A 21,980-nucleotide genomic window follows, 5' to 3' on the forward strand; every position below is an offset into this window, starting at 1 on the left:
AACAATAAAAACAAGTTATCTGAATAAGATAATGTAGCGAATTTATTTAATTGACTTCGAATTAATCAACCAAACACCCAGCAGAATAACGGCAGCGCCGATCGTTTTCAATAAAGTGGCCGTTTCGCTAAACCACGGCAACGTCACCGCCGCCAGATATACCAGTGCATAGCTGATACTCAATAGTGGATAAGCTCGGTTAAGCGGCAGATAGCGTAAGGCAAAAAACCAGCACAGCATCGAGAGCACATAGCCAAACAAACCGCCCGCAACCGCACAAACAGGCACCCGATGATCGACAAAAAATTGCAGATTTAAGCCGGATAACCCGGTCAGAGGCAACTGTATCACCCCCCACTTCAGCAATAATTGCGCTAACGTCACCAAAACTACGCTGCCCAACCCCCAAAGATATCCCTTCATGACGGCCAACTCATCAATAAAATACCCAACATAATGGCGGCAATACCCAGCCAATGACGCGCCCCCACCGTTTCCCCAAAGAAAAACCGTGATGCCAGCGTCACCAAGACAAAGTTAAAACTCAGCATCGGATAAGCCACGCTCAGCGGCATATGTTGCAGCAACCTAAGCCACAGCAACATACCCAGACCGAGAGACAACACCGCCGCCGCCAGCCAGCGTAACGTACGCCCACGACGATGTGGTAACTCACTGGCCCAAATTTGGACCGCCTGCTTTTGACAAAGCTGCCCGGCACAGGTAAGCAAGCTCACCATAATCAACAGCAAATAACTTATCATCGGATTTGCCGATACCACAATAAAGCCATCCGATTGTTTTGCAACACTTTATTTGCCGCTGGCAGGCCTGCTGCTATCTGTTCCCCTCGGGATAACTGCAATACCAGCGAAACATTACCTTGCTTACGGGCGTTTTCCAGCCATTGAGGGAAATCCTGATAACTCACATAATGCTCTTTAGCATCAGGATAAGACAAACCGTAACTCACCTCCCCCATTTCGCTAAACATAATGATATCGCTGCGTTTCAACTCCCAAGCCAGCCCAGAAGCGAGACCCACGCTATCACTTAACACATAGCGACTCTGGCTCAGTTCCGCTCGATTTTTCTGAATAAAATCCTGCGGTTGTTTTGAATCAATGACAGATTGGGGAATTAAATCGGCCACCAACAGCGCAAACAGCAGCGGACATAACGCCGCCCATTGCCAGCGACGGGCATGATTTCTCACACAGAAATAGCCCACCAGCCCCCAAGCCGCAAACGACAAAACGCCCAGAACGACTTTGATTTTCTCGTCAGCAGAGAAAACCACCAAATGAGGAACCGCCCCTAAGCCAATCACTAATATCGCCACCGCACACAGCGAACCGAATAGCAGATTGATATAACCATTGACTTTCAGCGCGCCCATACGCATTTCACTGACACAATCTCGTGCATAAGCGGCCATTAATAATGATAAAGGCGCAATACACGGCAATATATAAGTCGGTAACTTACCTTTGGCGATACTGAAAAACAGCAACGGCATTAATACCCAACTCAACAGGAAAAATAACTCTGGTCGTTTGACTCTTTCGCGCCAACCTTTCAGCAATGCTCCTGGTAATAATCCTAACCACGGTAATACCCCGAGGCACAACAACGGCAGGTAATACCAGAATGGTGCTTTATGTTGCGCATCTTTTTCCGCAAAGCGTTGAATATGCTCCACCCAAAAGAAATAATGCCAAAAATCCGGCTCACGACTGCCAATCGCTAGCGCCCAAGGCAAGCTCAGCAATAAGGCAAAAACAATAGCGATCGGACCAAATAACAGTAACTCTTTGACCCGCCGCTGTTGAATTACAATGGGAATAACCGCGATAACTGGCACTGCCAGCGCCAGAAAACCTTTGGTCATAAACCCCATCCCGCAGGCTAGGCCTAAAAAGACGTAGGCCGTGACTTTCTGCCGGGTACTACTGGCCTGCTGGGTCAGATAGAAACACAACATCGACGCCGTCAACCACAAGGTAATCATCGGGTCGAGGACGCTATACGTACCAATGCTGAATACCAGCAATGAAGATAGATAGATAAAAGTGGCCAGCAACGCTGTATTACGATTGCGCCACATTAATGTGGCCAGCCAAAATACCAACAATGCACTTAATCCGGTGCTGAACACCGAACCAAATCGCACGGCAAAGTTATTATCGCCGAAGATCCACTGACTAATATTATTAATCCAATATCCAGCAATCGGTTTTTCAAAATAACGGATTCCCAATAAATGAGGCACCACCCAATCACCACGCTGTAACATTTCGCGGCTAATTTCAGCATAGCGGGTTTCATCCGGCTGCCACAGCAAACGACCATTCAGCGGCAGCAAGTAGAGTAAAGCGAAAAAAATCGCCAGCAACGCTGCGCCACCGCTTTTCAATGCCTTACTCATACTCTTTCCACCTCTGCCTGACGCCCCAGCCATCCCTCTCGGCCAGGAAATGCCGAACGCACCACTTTGCCCACGGGTAAACTCTGACGATTTTCGGGTAATAATCGGCTCAACGGGCAAAATTCAATACCTTGTTTTTTTGCCCTCACCAGCAAATTGGCAAACATATCGGCCTGAGACATCCCTTCTACCTCAGCATGGATGGTATAAACCGGCACACCACGATCACGCAGCATCGCATCCAGAATATAATCGTTGAAATCCTGAGCCCGAACTTCACTGCCGACCACTTCATCGTAGGTCGGCAATGTTACCGGAATTTGGACACTGCCAAGCGTGCCATCTGGCAACTGCGGCCAGAAAGGATGCGTCCCACGACAATCACTGTTGTAATCGAAATGAAACGGTTGTTTGGCCGCAAGCACCCGTCCATCAGCACGCCAACCCGCTACCGCAGAGCAACTCACTGACCCGTGAATACAGGTTTGCAACGCATCCACACCGCGCTGAATCTGATCGCTTAACTGACTTTGCGACCATAAACCTACCTTTGCCTGCCATCCTTGATGATCCCAGGCATGTAATCCCACCTCATGGCCAGCAGCCTGGGTTTCTCTTATCAAGGCTCCCAGATTCTTCGCGATCAATTTCCCCGGCCAAGCGGTTCCGGCCAGTAAAATTTGCCAGCCGTACAGTGACGCTGCATTGGAACGTAACATTTTCCATAAAAAACGTGGCCGTAACAGACGCCATAAATGGCGTCCCATATTATCCGGTCCAACACTAAAAAAGACGCTGGCCTGAATACCCTGTTTCGCCAAAACATCAAGTAGCGAGGGTACGCCGTCGCGAGTGCCACGGTAAGTATCGACATCAATCCTCAGGCCCACTCGTTTCATTTAGTCTTCCCATTGACTGGTGTAGCCTGCTGCGCAGCCAACTCACTGCGCAAGAAAAAGTCGAGGGTTTCAGTGACCGTTTGTTGCATAGCAATTTTCGGCTGCCAATCCAATAAACGGCGCGCGTTTTCAATACTTGGCGTCCGGTGCTCAACGTCCTGATAGCCCTTGCCATAATAAGCACGACTTTCAATACTTTTCATGCCAGCAAATGGTGGGAATTGATCGCGCAGTTCGTGCTGTTCAAAACTGCTCAGCAACATTTCGGCCAACTCACGGATACTGGCTTCATTGGTTGGGTTACCAATATTGATAATTTGCCCATCACAACGACCATCACGGTTTTCGATAACACGGAATAAGGCTTCAATCCCATCATTAATATCCGTGAAGCAGCGCTTCTGTTCGCCACCATCGACCAACTTAATTGGCGAACCCTCTACCAAATTCAAAATTAATTGAGTAATGGCTCGGGAGCTACCAATACGCGCTGAATCCAGATTATCCAAGCGCGGCCCCATCCAGTTAAACGGACGGAATAAGGTAAACTTCAACCCTTCTTTTTCTCCGTAAGCCCAAATCACGCGATCCAATAATTGTTTGGATACAGAATAAATCCAACGTTGCTTATTAATTGGCCCGACAATCAACCGCGAATGGTCTTCATCAAATTCTTTATCATCGCACATGCCATAGACTTCAGAAGTCGATGGGAAAATAATGCGTTTATTGTACTTCACGCAATCGCGAACAATTTTCAGGTTTTCCTCGAAATCCAGCTCAAACACTTTTAGCGGATTACGGGTATATTCAATCGGTGTCGCAATCGCCACCAACGGCAATATCACATCACATTTTTTGATGTGATATTCAATCCACTCCGAGTGAATACTGATATCACCCTCGACAAAATGGAAACGCGGATTATCGATAAAACGACCTAGCGCATCCGAACCAATATCCAGACCATAAACTTCATAACCATCATCACGCAGCAGACGTTCGGTTAAATGGTTACCGATAAAACCATTAACGCCGAGGATCAAAACGCGAGTTCGTCTTTTATGCTTATTCAGTGGCTTAACCCCTAAACGCACATCCGCGACCATACCCATTTCCGCCGCCAAGCGATGGCCTTGCATATACAATCCCGCGTCACTCTGGCCACTGATAATCTCCAATGCCCCATCCCCACAGGCGATAACCAGCGGATGGGCACTGAGTACCGTTCCCGGTATTTTATTATGGTTACAGTCCAGCGGACGAGCACGCCAAACGATCAGTTTTCTCTGACCTAAATGGGTAAAAGCGCCAGGATAAGGTTCGGTAACGGCACGTACCAAATTATGCAATTCAGCGGCAGATTTCAGCCAGCTTATTTCGCCATCAGCGGCAGTGCGACGGCCAAAATAACTGGCATCGGCTTCAACCTGTGGGATTAATGGCAATGCTTCATTTTTCATTTTCGGCAACAAATCCCGCAGCAATGTCTGAGCGGCATCACGCATTTTACCGTGCAGCGACAGTGCGGTATCGCTGTCAGAAATCGCCACGCGGCATTGACCCACAATACCGCCGGCATCCGGGCGTTTCACCATTTGGTGCAAAGTTACGCCAGTTTCGGTTTCGCCATTAACCAACACCCAGTTGATGGGTGCGCGGCCACGATAACGGGGTAATAACGAACCATGTAAATTAAATGCTCCCTGCGGAGCAATCGACAAGATTTGTTCATCCAGCAGATTACGATAATAGAATGAGAAAATAACGTCCGGCTGAAGTTCGCGAATTTGCTCAACCCACAATGGATGATTCACATCTTCTGGCGCGAATACCGGTAACTCCAGCTCGGCAGCAACCCGGGCAACGGAAGAGAAAAAGTGGTTTTCCGCCGGATCGTCGGTATGAGTGAATATCGCCTGAATATCATAACCAGCTTCAACCAGTGCCTTAATCCCCACGCAGCCAATATCGTGATAGGCAAATACAATCGCTTTCATTATTCTTTTTCCTGAGTGGTATCGGCCGGTTTTGAACCGACCACTTTTTGCACAAAATAACGCGGACGAGCGCGCACATCGTTATAAATTCGCCCGATATATTCACCGAGCAACCCCATACCAACAAACTGCGCACCAATAAACATGAAAAGCAAAGCAAACAGCGTAAATACGCCGCCACCGGCCCATTCCGGGCCAAAGATTAATCGTAACGCCACCAACAGCACGGATAATGTAAAACCGGAGAGTGCGATAACGCTGCCGACCAAGCTTAACAAACGCAGCGGCGTAGTCGTCAGGCAGGTAATCAGGTCGTACATCAGGTTAATCAGATTCATTAAGCTGTATTTGGAATCACCAAATTCTCGCTCGGCGTGATGTACTGTAATTTCAGTGGTACGGCGAGCAAAGGTATTCGCCAGAATAGGAATAAATGTACTACGCTCGTGACAGTGTAACATTGCATCAACAATATGCCGTCGATAAGCCCGCAACATACAACCGTAATCGCCCATGGACTTGCCGGTGGCTTTTTGGACATCATATTAATCAGCTTTGATGCCGTCTTACGGAACAGCGAGTCCTGCCGATTGGCACGCACGGTTCCCACCACGTCATAGCCTTCTTCAGCCACGCTCACCAAATGGGGAATCTCTTCTGGTGGGTTCTGTAAATCCGCATCCAGCGTAATAACCAGATCACCACTGACTTGATTAAAACCGGCCATAATGGCGGAATGCTGCCCATAGTTGCGGTTCAACAGCACGGCAATCACCGCACTGCCCGGCTGTTCAGCGGCGGCGGTCAACATTGCTGCGGAATTATCGGAACTGCCATCATCAACCATAATAATTTCATAAGGCTGACTTAATTTCTGACAAGCGGCTTTCGTGCGTTCCAGTAGTGTAGGCAAACTCTCTTGCTCGTTATAAACCGGAATAACGATCGAGACTTTTTTAATCATTTCAGGCTGTGACACGGCGGGCCTCAATAATAGTGGCTAATGCCTTCACCACCCGATCGACATCGCTGTCTTGCATATCGGGAAACAGTGGCAAAGTGCAGAGACGAGCGGAGTTCCACTCGGTATTCGGTAATTTCAGATCGGGATAACGTTCGCGATAATATTTTTGCGTATGGGCAGCGCGAAAATGCAGACCACTGCCGATTCCGACGGCTTTTAGCTCCGCCATCAGTTGATCTCGGTCGATGCCGCAGCTTTCAGCATCCACTCGCACCATAAACAGGTGCCAAGCATGGTGATGGGCATAGTTCGGCACGGCCAACGGTTGCAATGGTGAATCTGACAACGCCTGAATATAACGCTGCGCTAGTGCCTGACGGCGAGCATTCATTTCTGGTAAGCGCTTCAATTGCACCACTGCAATAGCCGCATGAATGTCGGATAAGTTGTATTTATAGCCCGGTTCAACCACTTCGGCCTGTGGGCTGCGTCCTTTTAACTCGCGGTCAAAGGCATCAACCCCCAATCCGTGAAATTTCAGGCGGCGTACCCTTTCAGCCAAAAGATCATCATCCGTGGCGATTAATCCACCTTCGGCGCAGGTCATATTTTTAATCGCATGGAAAGAAAATATTGCCGTGCCCTGTTGCCCGATCCATTCGTTGCCATAACGTGTGCCAGCAGCATGAGCAGCATCTTCAATCAGAGGAATATTATGATGACGGGCGAGACGACGGATAGGCGCTAAATCGCAGGGGGCACCAGCATAATGCACTGGAATAATGGCACGAGTTTTCGGCGTAATTGCAGCTTCAATGGTTTCAGCGCTAACCATTAAGGTATCGCTATCCACATCCACCATTACCGGTTCGGCGCCCAACAAGACAATCATATTGAGGGTAGAAACCCAGGTTTGTGACGGCGTAATCACCTGATCGCCCGGCCCGATGCCTAACGCCATTAACGTGATATGCATACCGGCGGTTGCCGAACACACCGCAATAGCGTGTTTACAACCAAAAGCCTGACAAAAATCATGCTCTAACCGCTGATTTTGTGGCCCGGTAGTAATCCAGCCGGAGCGTAAAACATCGGTGACTGCCGCAATTTCTTCATCACCAATCGCTGGAACAGAAAATGGTAGAAACCTATCCATGAATGTACCCACTTGGACACAAATGTAAAATGTATTTACCGTAACTATAATTAGTTGCAAGTTAACGAAAACTAAACGCGGTCACGATTCTTTTTTTATCACTCAGGCTAATGAATGTAGTTTATAAATCTTAAACAAACCTTAAGAAAAAACAAAAAACTCGCAGAATGACGACGTCAGTAGTAATGAGAAGGTGATCGGGGGGCGGAATACTAAACCGACACAAATTCAATAAATTGAGATCGGTTGGTCACGACAAGAGTTTCTCTCTGCAGCCTATGCATAGACCCCAGTCAAAGAAAAGATACCTTATTGGCAATAGATATCGGTATGAAGTTAATTCAAACGGACTCCACATATCAAAATTATGCGTCAAGGTCATCAGCAGACACTTTTGGTCATAATCCAATGCTGCTGATTAAAACTTTGGATTTGGACATCCACTTCAAACACCGGCGATAAAACCTCTGGCCGCATAACCTGCGCGGTTTCCCCCTGAGCCACCATCTTCCCTTGAGCCAACAACCACACCCTATCGGCCTGCTGCAAAGTATGATTTAAATCGTGGGCACTCATTATCACGCTACGCCCACTGGCACAAAACTCCGTGAGCAGTTCATCCAACGCCACTTTCTGCGCCACATCCAGGCTATTTGCCGGCTCATCCAACAACAGCAACCGGCTATGCTTATTCACCGTCGGCCACACCTGTAATAAAATCGCCGCCAGCCTGACACGTTGCCATTCGCCACCGGAAAGATGGGATAACATCCGCGACAATTTATCTGCCAGACGCAGTTTTTGACACAAATACCCAATAGTAGACGCCAAATTTTCCGGGCTCGCTCCCACAGGCTGGTGCAGCGATAAATACTGAAATACCGGCATCAGACTCACTGCAGGCTGCTGCTGACAGAGATAAGCGCGATAACGGGCAAGTTCAGCACCGGAATAGCTCAATAGAGGACGCCCCGCCAATGACAGCGCGCCTGCCGCAGGCAAGATACCCGCGGCACAGGCTAATAATGTACTTTTCCCCGCACCGTTCGGCCCGATAAGATGGATTTGTAACCCAGCCTCGACCTGAGCCGAAAGCGGAGCCAAACGACCCGCCACACTGATATCACTGAGTTGCAGTAGCATCTAAATAATCTCGTTAGCTGATAATCAGCATAAATGCTGGCTTGTTGGTAGCGGAACCATCGCGGCAATCATTGCCAGATCGTCTGGACGTCATATTGGGAGAAAAAGGCAAGCGATGCACAGAAACAAAGCCTCCTTTAGGACCGGCTAAACAAATATGTACTACCTGACGCTTTTCACCCGCACCAGTAACCAGATAAAAAGCGGTGCCCCCAAGGTTGCTGTCACCACACCGATCGGCAATTCTGCCGAGAATAAGGCAATACGAGCAATCACATCAGCCAGCAGTAGCGTCGCAGCGCCCGCTAACGCACAACCGGTTAATAAATAACGGTGATCGGTCAATCCGGTCAAACGTAATATATGCGGGATAATCAATCCGATAAAACCAATCACGCCAGCCAATGCCACGCTAATACCGACTAATAATCCGATTGCCAATACCAGTAGATTTCGCCACAAATGCAAGGAAACCCCCAACTGCCGCGCCTGTTGCTCGCCCAGCGCCATAAAATTGAGGATTCGCCCGCGAAAACACAACCAAATCACTATCGGCAATAGCAGTAACACCATACCCTGCTGCCGCCAATCTATACCGCTAAAACCGCCCATCATCCAGTACATCAATTGACGCAAATCCAGACTGGTACTGAAATACACTGCCCAAGTCATGATAGCGCTGCATACAATACCCAACGCAACACCAACCAACAACAATTTGGCGTTAGTCAGCCGTTGGCGGCGAGCAAAACCCAATAACAACGCAGTCATCAGCAAGGCGCCGACGATGGCACTGACGCTCAACACCCACACGGGTAACAATCCGTGCCCCAGCAATACCGCCAGCACCAGTGTCACACCGGCACCATTAGCCACACCCAGCAAACCAGGCTCAGCCAAGGGATTTTCAAACAGCGCCTGCATAATCGCACCGGCAACGGCCAAACTGGCACCCACCATCATTACCGCCAGAGCTCTCGGCAGCCGTAATTGCCAAACAAATAGCTGCCCGTCCGCACTGTACCATTGGCTCGGCCACAGCCAGACTTCACCCGCGCACAAACTGACGGTCAACGCTAGCAACGAACCCAACACAAGCAACCGCAGATAACGCCGATCCCGCTGCAATTGCCGCTGTTGAAGTAATTGAAACGTCTGATTTATTTGCATAACACGGTCAAATCCTGCTGGTTGTTAATGCCAGTGATAAACCGGCAGAATACAGTAATCGGGAGAATAAAGGCATAACGCCTAAGTTTAATGACAGATATTAGGAGGTTAACGCACCAAGGGGAAGTTTTGCTTAAATTTGCTTAAAAATGAAGGTGAATTTATTTATCGACAGACGCAAAGGAAAAGGCCGCTTGCGCGGCCAATATCACTTTTTAAAAATCAATCAGTTACATGAAAAATAATCACTTACATGCGTGCCGTTGCGTGATAAAACCTACTACCGCGTAGGTGATTTGGGCCATTTGTGGATCACTGCAACACACACATTGAGGCTGTAGCCGCTTATCTATCTGCTAACGGATTAAATCTAACCGCATCCTGCAAGTAATCCGGTGCAAGATGCGCATAAGTCATGGTTTGCAAAATATTGGAATGGCCGAGTATCTTTTGCAGCGTCAAAATATTGCCGCCGTTCATCATAAAATGACTTGCAAAGGTATGCCGTAATGCATGGATTGCCTGACCTTTTGGCAAATCAGGTGCAATCTCTTTAAGCAACTGTCGCACCAGCAAATAATCAACATCTGGGTATACCTTTCCGTTTCCTTTTGCTTTTAGTTCTTTAAACAATTCCGCCGAAATTGGTACAGTTCTATTCCTCGAGCTGACCGAAGCGGTCAGAGTTTCGGACGTGAATGACCGGTTGGCGTTAACCCACCTTGACGAACCCGCCGATCCACGTAGCGATATGCTGGCAGCTTGGGAACGCGCCGCCGCGAACACCCCTTGGGCGGGCTGATATCGCGCACAGCCAAAAATGACTGTGTTGGCCACAGACGGAAAGAGGCACTATGGATAACGAATTTCAGGAACTGGAACAGTATTTACAACGCCTGATGAATCGCGGGAAATCGGGCGCACGGCACAAACTGAGCCGCGATATCGCCATCACCTTGCGCCGTGGTCAGCAACAACGGATTCGCCAACAATTAAACGCGGACGGCACCCCGTATACCAAACGTAAAGACAACGTGAAAACCGTGCAAAAACGCCTGCGATTTATTTACCAAGGCACGGTGCGCGACCTGAAAAACTGGTCAGGCAATAAGTGTCAGATCACCGGTTGGGATAATGACCGTAATGCTATCCGCACCTTTAACCGTGTTGATATTGACCGGTTTTTATCGGTTGAAACCCAGGCCACCACCAAACGCACCAGTAAAAAGCAGCCGATGTTTCGCCGCTTACGTAATGCCACCTTTCTGCGCCTTCAAGCCATGCCCGATTCCGCCGGTGTTGGTTATACCGGCGTTGCGGCTAAAATTGCCCAGGTACACCAATACGGCGGCACCGATCAGGTAAACCCCTATGTAAAAGCGGATTACCCCGCCCGTCAATTGCTCGGCATCACATCCAAAGATAGCGATAACGTGCTCAGTCAGGTGTTTGACTTCATCGCCCGCGGCTAACATTACGCTGGGATGAAAAACTCCGCTGGATCGCGTATATTTGTTTTATCTGCATGTCTATATGCACTACTGGGGATCGTAATGGCTAATGTAATGACCAGTCTGGCTGAGAAAAAACAATACTTTGACCGTGTAAAATTAGATAACTACCGGGAAAGTATGCGTTTGGAAGGTCTGAACAGCAGTAATCACGTTCTGCCCGCCTCAAAACATGAAAGAGATCGGTTGAAACAAAGCCTGATGAATAAATACGCGGCTAAAACCCAACAAGGTTCTCTGTGATAAGCGATAAATATGGCGATGGGCCAGATCCTTATACTTATCCGAACAGCCAGGTATTAATTAATAAATTTGACATTACTGATGACAGCCAGTTTGTTGAAATGGAACAAGATTTCTCCGAGCTGGCGATTATGGATATTGAGTTTAGTCCTCCGCCCTATGATTTACTTTACTGGCGTTCACTCCACTAAGCCTTATTTGGTGATATTTATCACTGGGCTGGGGAACTTCGCACCATTGATATCGCCAAAGGAACGACCCGTTTCTGTCATATCAATCGTATCAAACCTGAATCAGACCGAATGTTTAGCCAATTGGCACAAGAAAATTATCTTGTTGGCCTACCCTATGACTCACTGATTGTAAAACTGGCTGAGTATTACTCCGACTTGAATGTTATTCACCCTTTCCGTGAAGGCAATGGCCGGGCACAGCGGCTGCTGTTCGAACATATTGTTATTAACTGTGGCTTTAAAATATCCTTTGCTGGCGTAAATCCTGATGAATGGATTCAGGCCAATATTGACGGCTACCATTGCCGCCACCAACGAATGATTGAGCTATTTTCCCGCTGCGTTAGCTAGTCCCCGTACTCACCGGTCACACACCTAAATATTGTCACAGCTCCCCTACAACTGCCGCGCGTTGCACCCCTGCCCGCGCGCGTAAACAATACCGTTACGCTGAATAACGAGTATTGACCGCCATGACCAACGCCGAAATCTATCGCCTACTCATGAACCTGATCCGTTTCGGTATCGTGGAACAGGTGGATTTAACCCTTGATCCGCCCAAAGCCCGCGTGCGCTGCGGTGAATTGCTGACCGATTGGTTGCCGTGGTCTGTTCGCCGCGCCGGAAATGCCCGCACATGGTGGTCGCCGTCCAAAGGGGAACAGGTCATTATTCTGGCTGCTGGCGGCGAGTTGTCCGCCGGGGTGATCATTGCTGCCCTGTATCAAAAAAGCGCTCCCGCACCGATGAACACCACCAATACCCAGCACACCACCCACTCCGATGGCGCGGTGACTGAATATAATGCTGACACTGGCACACTGAAGGCCATCGGCATTAAAACGGCCACTCTTGATGCGAGCGAATCCATCCATGCCACCGCGCCAGAAATCACCTGTACCGCCTCGGTCAAAATCACACTGGATACACCGCTTGTGGAATGCAGCCACCACCTGAAAACAGCCACACTTTCCGTCACTGAAGGCGGAAGCATGCACGGTGATATCACCCACAGTGACGGGAATTTTTCGTCAAATGGTGTAACGATCCACACCCATCGTACAGCTGGCACGATATTACGGTCGGAAAACTGGTCGCCAGTATTGCTTCGCGCTACAACCTGAAAGCCGGAGTCAGTGAGGATTTAGGCAAGATAGAGATTGACCACGCCGACCAGACCAGCGAGTCAGATATCAGCTTTTTAACCCGCATGGCGGAAAAGCTGGGCGCAATTACCACCATCAAGAACGGCATGTTGCTATTTATGCATCCGGGGCGCGCGGTATCCCAAAGCGGCAAGCTGTTACCGGCTATCACCATCACCCGCGCCAGCGGTGACAAACACAGCTTTCGGGTGGCTGACCGGGACGCCTACACTGGCGTAACCGCCTACTGGCTGGATCTGAATTTTGGCAAACCCAAAAAAACCACCGTCAAACGTCGCCGCCGAAGGAAAACCGTAACACCCGCCAAAAAAGCGAAGGAACCGGCATCAACCCGTAAAGAGGGTGGGTATCTGGAAGGTGTAGAGGGGAATGTTTTTGTGATGCGCGAAACGTTCAAGACAGAACGGGCAGCACGTCGCGCCGCTGCCGCGCGGTGGTCCAAACTGCAACGCGGCGCAGCTGAATTCACCATGACACTGGCGCGTGGCCGTGCCGATTTGTTTCCGGAGCTGCACGCCAACATACAAGGCTTTAAGGCTGAAATTGATCAGGCCGATAGTGTGATTACCTAGGTGACTCACACTATCGGCGATAACGGCTTTACGACGGATTTGAGTTTTGAGGTAAAAATCGGGAATTGGGAAATGGCGGAGGAAGGAAGCTAATCGGATTAAGGCTATTTAGCCATTGAATAGGTTATACTTTCGTCAAGCAACAACGGTTGGAGAATTATTATCATGATGTCATGCCCACAATGTGGTGCCGTCACCCGCACCAGCAGAATGATAACTAATAATACAAAAGAAAATTATCACCAATGCCAAAACCTGCTTTGCAGTTGTACCTTCACCACGCTGCAATCAGTCGATAAAATCCTGTCCCGCCCCAGCCGTAATAACACCGCAACCCTACCCCGCGATCTGTTTCTGCCGGGGCACTTGGGTGACGACCAATTTGATCTGGGTTTTTGATACCCTCCCCGCTTTCAATCAGCCTGCCGCGTGCGGGCTTTTTTGTCGGCTCTTTCTTTCCCCACTCGTTCAAACTCATCCACTGTAAAGTTTGAAAAATAGGCTAATCCTGTATACAGACAAAAAACTGTGATAAAGAGTACAGCCCATAAAAATGGATAATCGACATTCAATACCATAGATGCAAAAAGAAGAAACCCACTGATTATGAGCATCACACATAGAAATACACTTGAAAGCTCATCTAAGGTTTTATAAATAAATCCATTAAGATCCCATCTCTTAAAAACGAATACCCACTTTAGGGACAGAGAAATGACATAAATTCCTGCTACGGAATATTTATAGATTTCATCATTACCTACCATAGAACCAAAAATGGTCAAGGCTCGCTCTTCACCGCCCCATAAGTAAGCGATAGCAGGAAAGCCACATCCGATGATAAATAAGTGTGCAAATATCTTCGCGCTATCTTCACGTAACTGATTGTAGATAGTTGCAAAAAACTTAATCCCTTTACTTAATCCTGAAAATTCCATTTCAAATCAACTCTATTGTTTTTTGAGATCCCGCCTCAAGCTAAGGCAGAAGCAAACATTAGGAAGGATAGCCCGACCCGCGGTCAGCATGTGGACACTATTAAAATAAAATCAATGCATTTCAACAAGTTACAGACAAGGAAAAGGCCGCTTGCGCGGCCTTTTTTTTTGTCGGATTACTCACTCTTTAGGAGTGGCATTCTCTACCCGGCTTTTTAGCTTCTGCCCAGGACGGAAAGTCACCACACGGCGCGCCGTAATAGGAATGTCCTCACCGGTCTTCGGATTACGGCCCGGACGTTGGTTCTTGTCTCTCAGATCAAAATTGCCAAAGCCAGACAGTTTGACCTGTTCGCCATTCTCCAAAGCACGACGTACCTCTTCAAAGAATAACTCTACCAGGTCCTTGGCATCCCGTTTGCTAAGCCCAAGCTTTTCAAACAGATGTTCTGACATTTCAGCTTTAGTAAGCGCCATAGGTTCAATCCCTCAAGGATGCTTGGAATCGCTGTTTTAGAGCCTCTACACATTTTGCAACGGTAGCGGCGATCTCCTCTTCTTCCAGTGTACGGGCGGTATCCTGCAACACCAGGCTGATAGCGAGGCTCTTATAACCCTCGATTACACCCTTTCCACGGTACACATCAAACAAGTTTACGCCAACTACCTGATTTGCGCCAACTTTCTTACACTCTGCCAAAATATCTTCTGCTGGGACATTTTCAGCCACCACAACAGCGATATCTCGACGGTTTGCCGGGAAGCGAGAAATCTCGCTCGCCTGAGGCACTGCGCGGTCTGCGACCTTGTTCCACTGGAGTTCGAACACCACAGTACGACCATTGAGATCCAGTTTACGCTCAAGCTCAGGATGAACTACACCAATGAAACCAATGTGTTCACCGGCTAAATAAATTGCAGCACTTTGTCCCGGATGTAATGCAGAATGCGATTCTGCGCGGAATTGAACGTCAGATAATTTACCCGTCAGTTCCAGAATGGCTTCCAAATCACCTTTCAAATCATAGAAGTCAACCGGCTGACGCGCCAGATCCCAATGCTCTTCATAACGATGGCCAGCAATAACGCCAGCTAGCATGACATCCTGTCGAATACCCAGTTCTGCTTTACTATCAGGAACAAAACGTAGACCACTTTCGAATAAACGCAGACGCGACTGCTGGCGATTCTGGTTATAAACCACTGCGGTTAGCAAGCCCGTCAGCAAAGACAAGCGCATAGCAGACATATCCACCGAGATTGGGCTTGGTAATACCAGTGGATCCTGATCCGGGTGCAGCAACGCCTGAATTTTAGGGTCAACAAAACTGTAAGTAATTGCTTCCTGATAGCCACGATCGACCAGTAAAGTCTTCACTCGCTTCAGTGACAGGTCGGCTTCGCGATGTTTAGTCATCACCAAATCAGCTTTTACTGGCACATCGGGAATATTATTGTAACCGTAGATCCGGGCAACTTCTTCCACCAAATCTTCTTCGATTTCCATATCAAAGCGCCAACTCGGCGCAACGGCCAACCAATTATCACCCTGCTCTGTCACCTGACAACCCAGGCGGCGTAAAATGTCACTGACTTGTTCAGCTGGTACATGGTGCCCAATCAAACGATCCAATTTTTCACGACGCAGTGTCATCGTGGCACGCTTTGGTAAATCTGCGGCAGAAGTCACATCAATAACCGGCCCGGCCTCACCACCACAAATATCAAGCAGTAAGCGCGTCGCGCGTTCAATCGCTTTATGTTGCAATGCCGGATCAACACCACGCTCATAACGATGTGAAGCATCGGTATGCAGACCCTGACGACGAGCGCGTCCAGTAATGGACAACGGATTGAAGAATGCACACTCCAACAATACGTTCTGTGTTTCTTCATTAACGCCAGAATGTTCACCACCAAAAATACCGGCCATAGCCAGAGCTTTCTGTTTATCGGCAATCACCAGCGTATCGGCGCTCAATTTGGCTTTAGTGCCGTCCAGCAGCGTGAGTTCTTCCGCTTCAGCAGCCATGCGAACAATGATTTCACCGTCGATGCGATCAACATCGAAAGCATGCATCGGCTGCCCAAGTTCTAACAAGACGTAGTTGGTGACATCAACCACAGGATCGATGGAACGAATCCCACAGCGACGCAGTTTTTCCCGCATCCACAGCGGTGTCGCTGCCTTGACGTTGATCCCTTTGACAATACGACCTAAATAACGTGGGCAAGCCTGCGCTGCGTCAACACGAATAGGGAAGGTATCATTGATGGTTGCCGCAACCGGGCTGATATCCGGCTCGGTCAGAACCAACTGATTCACTACTGCTACATCGCGAGCCACACCGATAATACCCAGACAGTCAGCGCGATTGGGTGTCACGCTGATTTCGATGGTTTTATCGTTGAATTGCAGATAGTCGCGCAGGTCTGTACCGATAGGTGCATCCAGCGGCAATTCGATAATACCGTCGTGATCGTCAGAAATGCCCAACTCAGAGAATGAGCACAGCATCCCCTCCGATGGCTCGCCGCGCAGTTTAGCGGCTTTAATCTTGAAATCACCCGGCAATACGGCACCCACCGTTGCCACGGCCACTTTCAGCCCCTGACGACAGTTCGGCGCACCACAAACGATGTCAAGCAGACGCTCACCGCCAACGTTGACTTTAGTCACACGCAATTTATCGGCGTTGGGATGCTGACCACACTCAACCACTTCACCCACCACGACACCGTTAAATTCACCGGCAACAGCTTCAACGCCGTCAACCTCTAAGCCGGCCATAGTGATTTGATGAGCTAATTCGTCACTGCTAATGGCTGGATTAACCCATTCGCGTAACCAAAGTTCACTGAATTTCATGAGATATTCCTGCCTTACTTAAACTGTTTGAGGAAACGCAGATCGTTTTCGAAGAATGCACGCAAGTCGGTTACGCCATAACGCAGCATGGTTAAACGCTCCATACCCATACCAAATGCAAAGCCGGAGTAGATCTCTGGATCGATACCAACATTGCGCAATACGTTAGGATGAACCATGCCACAGCCCAATACTTCCAGCCACTTGCCGTTTTTACCCATAACATCCACTTCAGCGGAAGGCTCGGTAAATGGGAAATAAGAAGGACGGAAACGGATTTGCAGATCTTCCTCAAAGAAGTTTTGCAGGAAATCGTGCAATGTCCCTTTCAGATTGCTAAAGCTGATATCGCGATCGACAATCAAGCCTTCCATCTGATGGAACATCGGTGTATGTGTCTGATCATAGTCATTACGATATACGCGGCCAGGCACAATAATACGAATTGGTGGCTGTTGTTCCTGCATGGTGCGGATCTGCACGCCTGACGTCTGAGTGCGTAACAAACGGGTTGCATCAAACCAGAACGTATCGTGGTCAGCACGAGCCGGATGGTGCGCAGGAATATTCAGCGCATCAAAATTATGATAGTCGTCTTCAATTTCCGGGCCGGATTCCACAGAGAAACCCAACTCACCGAAGAAAGTCTCAATGCGATCAATGGTACGGGTAACCGGATGCAGGCCACCGTTTTCCATCCGACGCCCTGGCAGAGACACATCAATTGTCTCCTGAGCCAAACGCGCATTCAGCACTGCTGATTCCAGCAAGTCCTTACGGGCGTTAAGTGCTTCTTGAACCTCTTGTTTTGCCTGATTAATCACGGCACCGGCTGCCGGACGCTCTTCTGCTGGCAGCTCACGTAGAGACGTCATTTGGAGGGTTAAATGGCCTTTTTTGCCTAAATATTCGACGCGTACCAAATCCAACGCGGCAATATCCTGGGCCTCTTCTACGGCTGCTTTCGCTTTGGCAACCAGCTCTGCAAGATGTGGCATTATTTTCCTCTTCCTCTGGCCGGTATGGCCCGCTTGTAGTTATTAAACTTATCGTTATTTAAACTGCTATTTAAACCGCTGGATAAATTTGTCGTCACTCTGGCTGATCAAGGTACGCTGGCGACCAAGCTTGACTCGGCAATCACTAACACGTTCTTGAACAACAAGATCTTGTTTTTCTAACGCCTACTGTACTGTGCCATATCGGGATTGAAAACCTCTGTTCAGCGGCTTCAAAACGAGTGTTGACGTTTAAAAACAAAAAAGCCTCCACTGCGGGAGGCTTAGGCGCTACTTTTCGTTTCTTTTCTTACGCGCAAGCCTCCTCAAATCAGGTGCTAAAGTAAAAAAAGAAACGAAAAATAACGGGTTGCATCATTAGTTGACCTTACAAAACCGAGAGTCGATTAAATGATAGTTCTGCTACTGCAATCAGGCAAAGATTAAAAGAGGGAGACAAGCTCCCTCTTTCATTCTGACTTACGCCAGCGCTGCTTTCGCTTTTTCGACCAGAGCAGCAAATGCTACTTTGTCGAATACTGCGATGTCAGCCAGGATCTTACGATCGATTTCAACAGAAGCCTTTTTCAGACCATTGATGAAACGGCTGTAAGACAAACCGCTCTGACGAGCAGCTGCGTTAATACGTGCAATCCACAGTTGACGGAATTGACGCTTCCGTTGACGGCGGTCACGGTAGGCATATTGGCCTGCCTTGATCACTGCCTGGAATGCAACACGATAAACGCGCGAACGGGCACCGTAGTAACCTTTCGCCTGCTTTAAAATCTTCTTGTGACGTGCACGTGCTACCACACCACGTTTTACGCGAGCCATGTACTTCTCCTATCGTCTTAATTCAAACCAAAAATACTTATGCGTACGGCAGACATGCCACGACCAGACCCAGATCGTTCTTAGATACCAGGCCTTTAGGACGTAAATGACGTTTACGCTTAGTAGCTTTTTTGGTCAAAATATGACGCAGGTTAGCATGCTTACGCTTAAAACCACCGTTGGCGGTCTTTTTGAAGCGCTTAGCGGCGCCGCGTACTGTCTTAATCTTTGGCATTGAATATATCCACTTCGCATTGTTAATTACAACGAGCTAGCTAGGCGAACAGGTTTCATTTTACGTAAATGCAACGTGAAACCCGTTACTTGTATGCCTTACTGTCTCTTCTTAGGTGCGAGCACCATGATCATCTGACGACCTTCGATACGAGTCGGGAAGGACTCCACAACGGCCAGATCAGAATCTTCACACAGGTCTTTACGGACGCGGTTAAGCACTTCCATACCGATCTGCTGGTGCGCCATTTCACGCCCACGGAACCGCAGGGTGATTTTGGCTTTATCGCCATCTTCCAGAAAGCGAATCAGGTTGCGTAGTTTGACCTGATAGTCGCCATCATCGGTACCAGGACGGAATTTGATTTCCTTGACCTGAATAACTTTTTGCTTTTTCTTCTGTTCTTTAGTCGATTTGCTCTTCTCGTAGAGGAATTTGCCGTAATCCATGATACGACAAACCGGCGGCTCGGCATTCGGACTGATTTCTACTAAATCAACACCGGCTTCCTCGGCTTTTTCAAGAGCTTCATTCAGACTGACAATACCAATCTGTTCGCCATCAACGCCTGTTAAGCGAACTTCGGTGGCGCGAATCTCTTTGTTGATGCGATTAGGACGCGCCGGTTGAACTCGTTTTCCGCCTTTAATACTTTATTCCTCCAGTTGATGAAGACTACGGCTGCGAATCTCTGTTAGCAGCTTGTCTACGACCACGTTGACATCTAAGCTTCCCAAGTCTTTCCCGCGGCGAGTACGAACGGCAACTTTGCCAGTTTCGATCTCTTTATCGCCACAGACCAACATGTACGGAACTCGACGCAACGTATGTTCTCGAATTTTAAAGCCAATCTTCTCGTTTCTCAAGTCCGCTTTCACCCTAATTCCTGCATCTTGCAGTTTTTTGGTTACTTCCTGGACATATTCAGCTTGGCTATCAGTGATATTCATCACTACAACTTGTACCGGAGCAATCCAGGTAGGGAAGAAGCCTGCATATTCTTCGGTCAAAATACCGATGAAGCGCTCCATTGACCCTAAGATTGCCCGGTGAATCATTACCGGAACCTGACGATCGTTGTTTTCGCCGATGTAAGACGCGCTTAAGCGACCCGGTAATGAGAAATCGAGCTGTACGGTACCACACTGCCACGCACGATCCAAACAATCATGCAGGGTAAACTCAATTTTTGGTCCGTAGAAGGCACCTTCACCCGGCTGATAATCAAACGGAATACCGTTTTCAGTCAGTGCGGCAGCCAAATCGTCTTCAGCACGGGTCCACAGTTCATCGCTACCAATGCGTTTTTCCGGACGAGTAGACAGCTTAACCACGATTTTTTCAAAGCCGAAGGTGCTGTACATGTCATACACCATCTTGATGCAGCTATTGACTTCATCACGAACCTGCTCTTCAGTACAGAATACGTGCGCATCATCCTGCGTAAAGCCGCGCACACGCATCAAACCATGCAATGCACCTGACGGCTCGTTACGATGGCAGCTCCCAAACTCGGCCATACGCAGCGGTAGGTCGCGGTAGGATTTCAGACCTTGATTAAAGATCTGTACGTGCCCTGGGCAGTTCATCGGCTTGATGCAGTACTCGCGGTTTTCCGAGGACGTAGTAAACATATGCTCGGCATAGTTTTCCCAGTGACCGGTTTTTTCCCACAGCACGCGGTCCATCATGAATGGCCCTTTCACTTCCTGATACTGGTACTCTTTCAGTTTGGAGCGCACAAAGGTTTCCAGCTCACGGAAGATAGTCCAGCCATCGTTATGCCAGAACACCATGCCAGGTGCTTCTTCCTGCATATGATAGAGATCAAGCTGCTTGCCGATTTTGCGGTGATCGCGTTTGCCTGCTTCTTCCAGACGTTGTAGATAGGCATTGAGTTGCTTTTTATCCGCCCACGCTGTGCCATAGATACGCTGCAACATTTTATTTTTGCTGTCGCCGCGCCAGTAGGCACCGGAAGTTTTTTGCAATTTAAAATGGTGACAGAAGCGCATGTTCGGTACGTGCGGACCACGGCACATATCGACATATTCTTCGTGGTGATACAAACCTGGACGATCGTCGCGGCTGATATTCTCATCGAGAATTGCCACTTTATATTCTTCGCCACGGGCAGCGAAAGTATCACGGGCTTCTTGCCAGCTTACTTTCTTCTTGATCACATCGTAATCTTTGTCAGCGAGTTCATGCATCCGCTTTTCCAGCAGATCCAGATCTTCCTGCGTCAGGGTCTGTTCCAGATCAACGTCATAATAGAAACCGTTGTCGATAGTCGGACCGATTGCCATTTTGGTGTTTGGCCAGAGCTGCTTGATAGCGTGCCCCAATAAATGCGCGCAGGAGTGGCGGAGAATCTCCAGCCCTTCGGCGTCTTTGGCGGTGATAATTGCCAGTTGCGCATCAGATTCGATCAGATCGGTTGCATCCATCAACTCACCGTTAACACGGCCAGCGATACAGGCTTTGGCTAAACCAGGGCCAATATCCAGAGCAACATCAAGTACAGAAACAGCACGGTCAAAATGACGTTGGCTGCCGTCAGGAAGGGTAATAACGGGCATTCTAATTCCTTATCTACAGTGGTGACCCACACGACA

The 21,980-nt window shown here is 48.6% G+C and carries 21 protein-coding genes, 4 pseudogenes and 1 other annotated feature; of the genes and pseudogenes, 6 read left to right on the forward strand and 19 right to left on the reverse strand.

Annotated features, from left to right (window positions below; translation table 11 throughout):
- Window positions 1-42: 42 nt before the first annotated feature.
- From arnF to DJ39_RS17975, 10 genes and pseudogenes are all read right to left on the reverse strand, one after another.
- On the reverse strand, window positions 43-423 hold the full coding sequence (gene arnF, locus DJ39_RS12115; protein ID WP_038242681.1) for a 4-amino-4-deoxy-L-arabinose-phosphoundecaprenol flippase subunit ArnF: 381 nt from the start codon (window positions 421-423) through the stop codon (window positions 43-45).
- Window positions 420-764: a 4-amino-4-deoxy-L-arabinose-phosphoundecaprenol flippase subunit ArnE gene (arnE, locus tag DJ39_RS12120; protein ID WP_038242682.1), complete on the reverse strand. Its 345-nt coding sequence runs from the start codon at window positions 762-764 to the stop codon at window positions 420-422. The genes arnF and arnE overlap by 4 nt, the downstream gene beginning before the upstream one ends.
- A complete protein-coding gene (arnT, locus tag DJ39_RS12125) occupies window positions 761-2,428 on the reverse strand; it encodes a lipid IV(A) 4-amino-4-deoxy-L-arabinosyltransferase (protein ID WP_038251411.1) in 1,668 nt (555 codons plus the stop codon). The genes arnE and arnT overlap by 4 nt, the downstream gene beginning before the upstream one ends.
- Window positions 2,425-3,327 carry a 4-deoxy-4-formamido-L-arabinose-phosphoundecaprenol deformylase gene (gene arnD, locus DJ39_RS12130; protein ID WP_038251414.1) on the reverse strand — a complete coding sequence of 301 codons (903 nt, stop codon included), beginning with the start codon at window positions 3,325-3,327 and terminating at the stop codon, window positions 2,425-2,427. The genes arnT and arnD overlap by 4 nt, the downstream gene beginning before the upstream one ends.
- Window positions 3,324-5,327, reverse strand: a complete 2,004-nt coding sequence (gene arnA / locus DJ39_RS12135; RefSeq protein ID WP_004717704.1) for a bifunctional UDP-4-amino-4-deoxy-L-arabinose formyltransferase/UDP-glucuronic acid oxidase ArnA — start codon at window positions 5,325-5,327, stop codon at window positions 3,324-3,326. Before arnA ends, arnD begins: the two co-directional genes overlap by 4 nt.
- A pseudogene (gene arnC / locus DJ39_RS12140) lies at window positions 5,327-6,306 on the reverse strand (undecaprenyl-phosphate 4-deoxy-4-formamido-L-arabinose transferase). Before arnC ends, arnA begins: the two are co-directional and overlap by 1 nt.
- A complete protein-coding gene (gene arnB, locus DJ39_RS12145) occupies window positions 6,293-7,447 on the reverse strand; it encodes a UDP-4-amino-4-deoxy-L-arabinose aminotransferase (protein WP_004717707.1) in 1,155 nt (384 codons plus the stop codon). The pseudogene arnC and the gene arnB overlap by 14 nt, the downstream one beginning before the upstream one ends.
- Window positions 7,448-7,828: 381 nt before the next feature.
- Complete coding sequence (gene btuD / locus DJ39_RS12150; protein ID WP_004717710.1) at window positions 7,829-8,590, reverse strand: vitamin B12 ABC transporter ATP-binding protein BtuD; 762 nt, start codon at window positions 8,588-8,590, stop codon at window positions 7,829-7,831.
- Window positions 8,591-8,752: 162 nt separating this feature from the next.
- A complete protein-coding gene (gene btuC, locus DJ39_RS12155; RefSeq protein ID WP_004717712.1) occupies window positions 8,753-9,760 on the reverse strand; it encodes a vitamin B12 ABC transporter permease BtuC in 1,008 nt (335 codons plus the stop codon).
- A 345-nt stretch (window positions 9,761-10,105) separates the two neighbouring features.
- Window positions 10,106-10,447: pseudogene (locus tag DJ39_RS17975) on the reverse strand (tyrosine-type recombinase/integrase); the annotation flags it as partial.
- Window positions 10,448-10,614: 167 nt separating this feature from the next.
- On the opposite strand from DJ39_RS17975, the gene DJ39_RS12165 reads away from it, so the two are divergent.
- From DJ39_RS12165 to DJ39_RS12190, 6 genes and pseudogenes are all read left to right on the forward strand, one after another.
- Window positions 10,615-11,232: a phage virion morphogenesis protein gene (locus DJ39_RS12165; RefSeq protein WP_004717717.1), complete on the forward strand. Its 618-nt coding sequence runs from the start codon at window positions 10,615-10,617 to the stop codon at window positions 11,230-11,232.
- A gap of 81 nt (window positions 11,233-11,313) precedes the next feature.
- Entirely contained in the window at window positions 11,314-11,514 is a 201-nt protein-coding gene (locus DJ39_RS12170; RefSeq protein WP_230596566.1) for a YhfG family protein, read from the forward strand.
- A pseudogene (locus DJ39_RS12175) lies at window positions 11,511-12,098 on the forward strand (Fic/DOC family protein). The gene DJ39_RS12170 and the pseudogene DJ39_RS12175 overlap by 4 nt, the downstream one beginning before the upstream one ends.
- Window positions 12,099-12,220: 122 nt before the next feature.
- Window positions 12,221-12,871 (forward strand): phage baseplate assembly protein V, encoded by a 651-nt coding sequence (locus DJ39_RS12180; protein WP_038242697.1) that lies wholly within the window; start codon window positions 12,221-12,223, stop codon window positions 12,869-12,871.
- Window positions 12,808-13,578, forward strand: a pseudogene (locus DJ39_RS12185) (contractile injection system protein, VgrG/Pvc8 family); the annotation flags it as partial. The gene DJ39_RS12180 and the pseudogene DJ39_RS12185, both read left to right, overlap by 64 nt.
- Before the next feature lie 72 nt (window positions 13,579-13,650).
- Window positions 13,651-13,884: an ogr/Delta-like zinc finger family protein gene (locus DJ39_RS12190; RefSeq protein ID WP_004717727.1), complete on the forward strand. Its 234-nt coding sequence runs from the start codon at window positions 13,651-13,653 to the stop codon at window positions 13,882-13,884.
- 14 nt (window positions 13,885-13,898) lie between these two features.
- On the opposite strand, the gene DJ39_RS12195 is transcribed toward DJ39_RS12190, so the two are convergent.
- From DJ39_RS12195 to thrS, 9 genes are all read right to left on the reverse strand, one after another.
- A complete protein-coding gene (locus DJ39_RS12195) occupies window positions 13,899-14,423 on the reverse strand; it encodes a hypothetical protein (RefSeq protein ID WP_004717729.1) in 525 nt (174 codons plus the stop codon).
- A gap of 180 nt (window positions 14,424-14,603) precedes the next feature.
- Window positions 14,604-14,900: an integration host factor subunit alpha gene (gene ihfA / locus DJ39_RS12200; RefSeq protein ID WP_004717732.1), complete on the reverse strand. Its 297-nt coding sequence runs from the start codon at window positions 14,898-14,900 to the stop codon at window positions 14,604-14,606.
- 4 nt (window positions 14,901-14,904) lie between these two features.
- Window positions 14,905-17,292: a phenylalanine--tRNA ligase subunit beta gene (gene pheT, locus DJ39_RS12205; protein ID WP_004717734.1), complete on the reverse strand. Its 2,388-nt coding sequence runs from the start codon at window positions 17,290-17,292 to the stop codon at window positions 14,905-14,907.
- A gap of 14 nt (window positions 17,293-17,306) precedes the next feature.
- On the reverse strand, window positions 17,307-18,290 hold the full coding sequence (gene pheS, locus DJ39_RS12210; protein ID WP_004717736.1) for a phenylalanine--tRNA ligase subunit alpha: 984 nt from the start codon (window positions 18,288-18,290) through the stop codon (window positions 17,307-17,309).
- Window positions 18,291-18,547: 257 nt separating this feature from the next.
- Window positions 18,548-18,670 (reverse strand) — a sequence feature (Phe leader region).
- Window positions 18,622-18,669, reverse strand: coding sequence for a pheST operon leader peptide PheM (gene pheM / locus DJ39_RS18465; protein WP_155115558.1), 48 nt, complete (start codon window positions 18,667-18,669; stop codon window positions 18,622-18,624). Its footprint overlaps the feature before it by 48 nt.
- A 100-nt stretch (window positions 18,671-18,770) precedes the next feature.
- Window positions 18,771-19,127, reverse strand: a complete 357-nt coding sequence (gene rplT, locus DJ39_RS12215; protein WP_004717737.1) for a 50S ribosomal protein L20 — start codon at window positions 19,125-19,127, stop codon at window positions 18,771-18,773.
- A gap of 37 nt (window positions 19,128-19,164) precedes the next feature.
- Entirely contained in the window at window positions 19,165-19,362 is a 198-nt protein-coding gene (rpmI, locus tag DJ39_RS12220) for a 50S ribosomal protein L35 (protein ID WP_002211834.1), read from the reverse strand.
- Window positions 19,363-19,460: 98 nt separating this feature from the next.
- Window positions 19,461-20,012, reverse strand: a complete 552-nt coding sequence (gene infC / locus DJ39_RS17540; protein ID WP_002227898.1) for a translation initiation factor IF-3 — start codon at window positions 20,010-20,012, stop codon at window positions 19,461-19,463.
- A gap of 3 nt (window positions 20,013-20,015) precedes the next feature.
- The gene (gene thrS, locus DJ39_RS12230; protein WP_004717744.1) at window positions 20,016-21,944 is read right to left on the reverse strand and encodes a threonine--tRNA ligase; all 1,929 of its coding nucleotides are present in this window, start codon (window positions 21,942-21,944) and stop codon (window positions 20,016-20,018) included.
- Between the last annotated feature and the right edge of the window lie 36 nt (window positions 21,945-21,980).

The organism is Yersinia ruckeri ATCC 29473, assembly GCF_000754815.1.
In the GTDB taxonomy this organism is placed as follows: domain Bacteria; phylum Pseudomonadota; class Gammaproteobacteria; order Enterobacterales; family Enterobacteriaceae; genus Yersinia; species Yersinia ruckeri.

Bases quoted from the DNA above. Each gene is read 5' to 3' on its own strand.
- arnT (WP_038251411.1), bottom strand. From the start codon at position 2,428: ATGAGTAAGGCATTGAAAAGCGGTGGCGCAGCGTTGCTGGCGATTTTT.
- btuC (WP_004717712.1), bottom strand. From the start codon at position 9,760: ATGCAAATAAATCAGACGTTTCAATTACTTCAACAGCGGCAATTGCAG.
- DJ39_RS12190 (WP_004717727.1), top strand. From the start codon at position 13,651: ATGATGTCATGCCCACAATGTGGTGCCGTCACCCGCACCAGCAGAATG.
- btuD (WP_004717710.1), bottom strand. From the start codon at position 8,590: ATGCTACTGCAACTCAGTGATATCAGTGTGGCGGGTCGTTTGGCTCCG.
- DJ39_RS12195 (WP_004717729.1), bottom strand. From the start codon at position 14,423: ATGGAATTTTCAGGATTAAGTAAAGGGATTAAGTTTTTTGCAACTATC.
- arnB (WP_004717707.1), bottom strand. From the start codon at position 7,447: ATGGATAGGTTTCTACCATTTTCTGTTCCAGCGATTGGTGATGAAGAA.
- rplT (WP_004717737.1), bottom strand. From the start codon at position 19,127: ATGGCTCGCGTAAAACGTGGTGTGGTAGCACGTGCACGTCACAAGAAG.
- DJ39_RS12170 (WP_230596566.1), top strand. From the start codon at position 11,314: ATGGCTAATGTAATGACCAGTCTGGCTGAGAAAAAACAATACTTTGAC.
- DJ39_RS12180 (WP_038242697.1), top strand. From the start codon at position 12,221: ATGACCAACGCCGAAATCTATCGCCTACTCATGAACCTGATCCGTTTC.
- arnF (WP_038242681.1), bottom strand. From the start codon at position 423: ATGAAGGGATATCTTTGGGGGTTGGGCAGCGTAGTTTTGGTGACGTTA.
- pheS (WP_004717736.1), bottom strand. From the start codon at position 18,290: ATGCCACATCTTGCAGAGCTGGTTGCCAAAGCGAAAGCAGCCGTAGAA.
- rpmI (WP_002211834.1), bottom strand. From the start codon at position 19,362: ATGCCAAAGATTAAGACAGTACGCGGCGCCGCTAAGCGCTTCAAAAAG.
- arnE (WP_038242682.1), bottom strand. From the start codon at position 764: ATGATAAGTTATTTGCTGTTGATTATGGTGAGCTTGCTTACCTGTGCC.
- ihfA (WP_004717732.1), bottom strand. From the start codon at position 14,900: ATGGCGCTTACTAAAGCTGAAATGTCAGAACATCTGTTTGAAAAGCTT.
- thrS (WP_004717744.1), bottom strand. From the start codon at position 21,944: ATGCCCGTTATTACCCTTCCTGACGGCAGCCAACGTCATTTTGACCGT.
- DJ39_RS12165 (WP_004717717.1), top strand. From the start codon at position 10,615: ATGGATAACGAATTTCAGGAACTGGAACAGTATTTACAACGCCTGATG.
- pheT (WP_004717734.1), bottom strand. From the start codon at position 17,292: ATGAAATTCAGTGAACTTTGGTTACGCGAATGGGTTAATCCAGCCATT.
- arnD (WP_038251414.1), bottom strand. From the start codon at position 3,327: ATGAAACGAGTGGGCCTGAGGATTGATGTCGATACTTACCGTGGCACT.
- arnA (WP_004717704.1), bottom strand. From the start codon at position 5,327: ATGAAAGCGATTGTATTTGCCTATCACGATATTGGCTGCGTGGGGATT.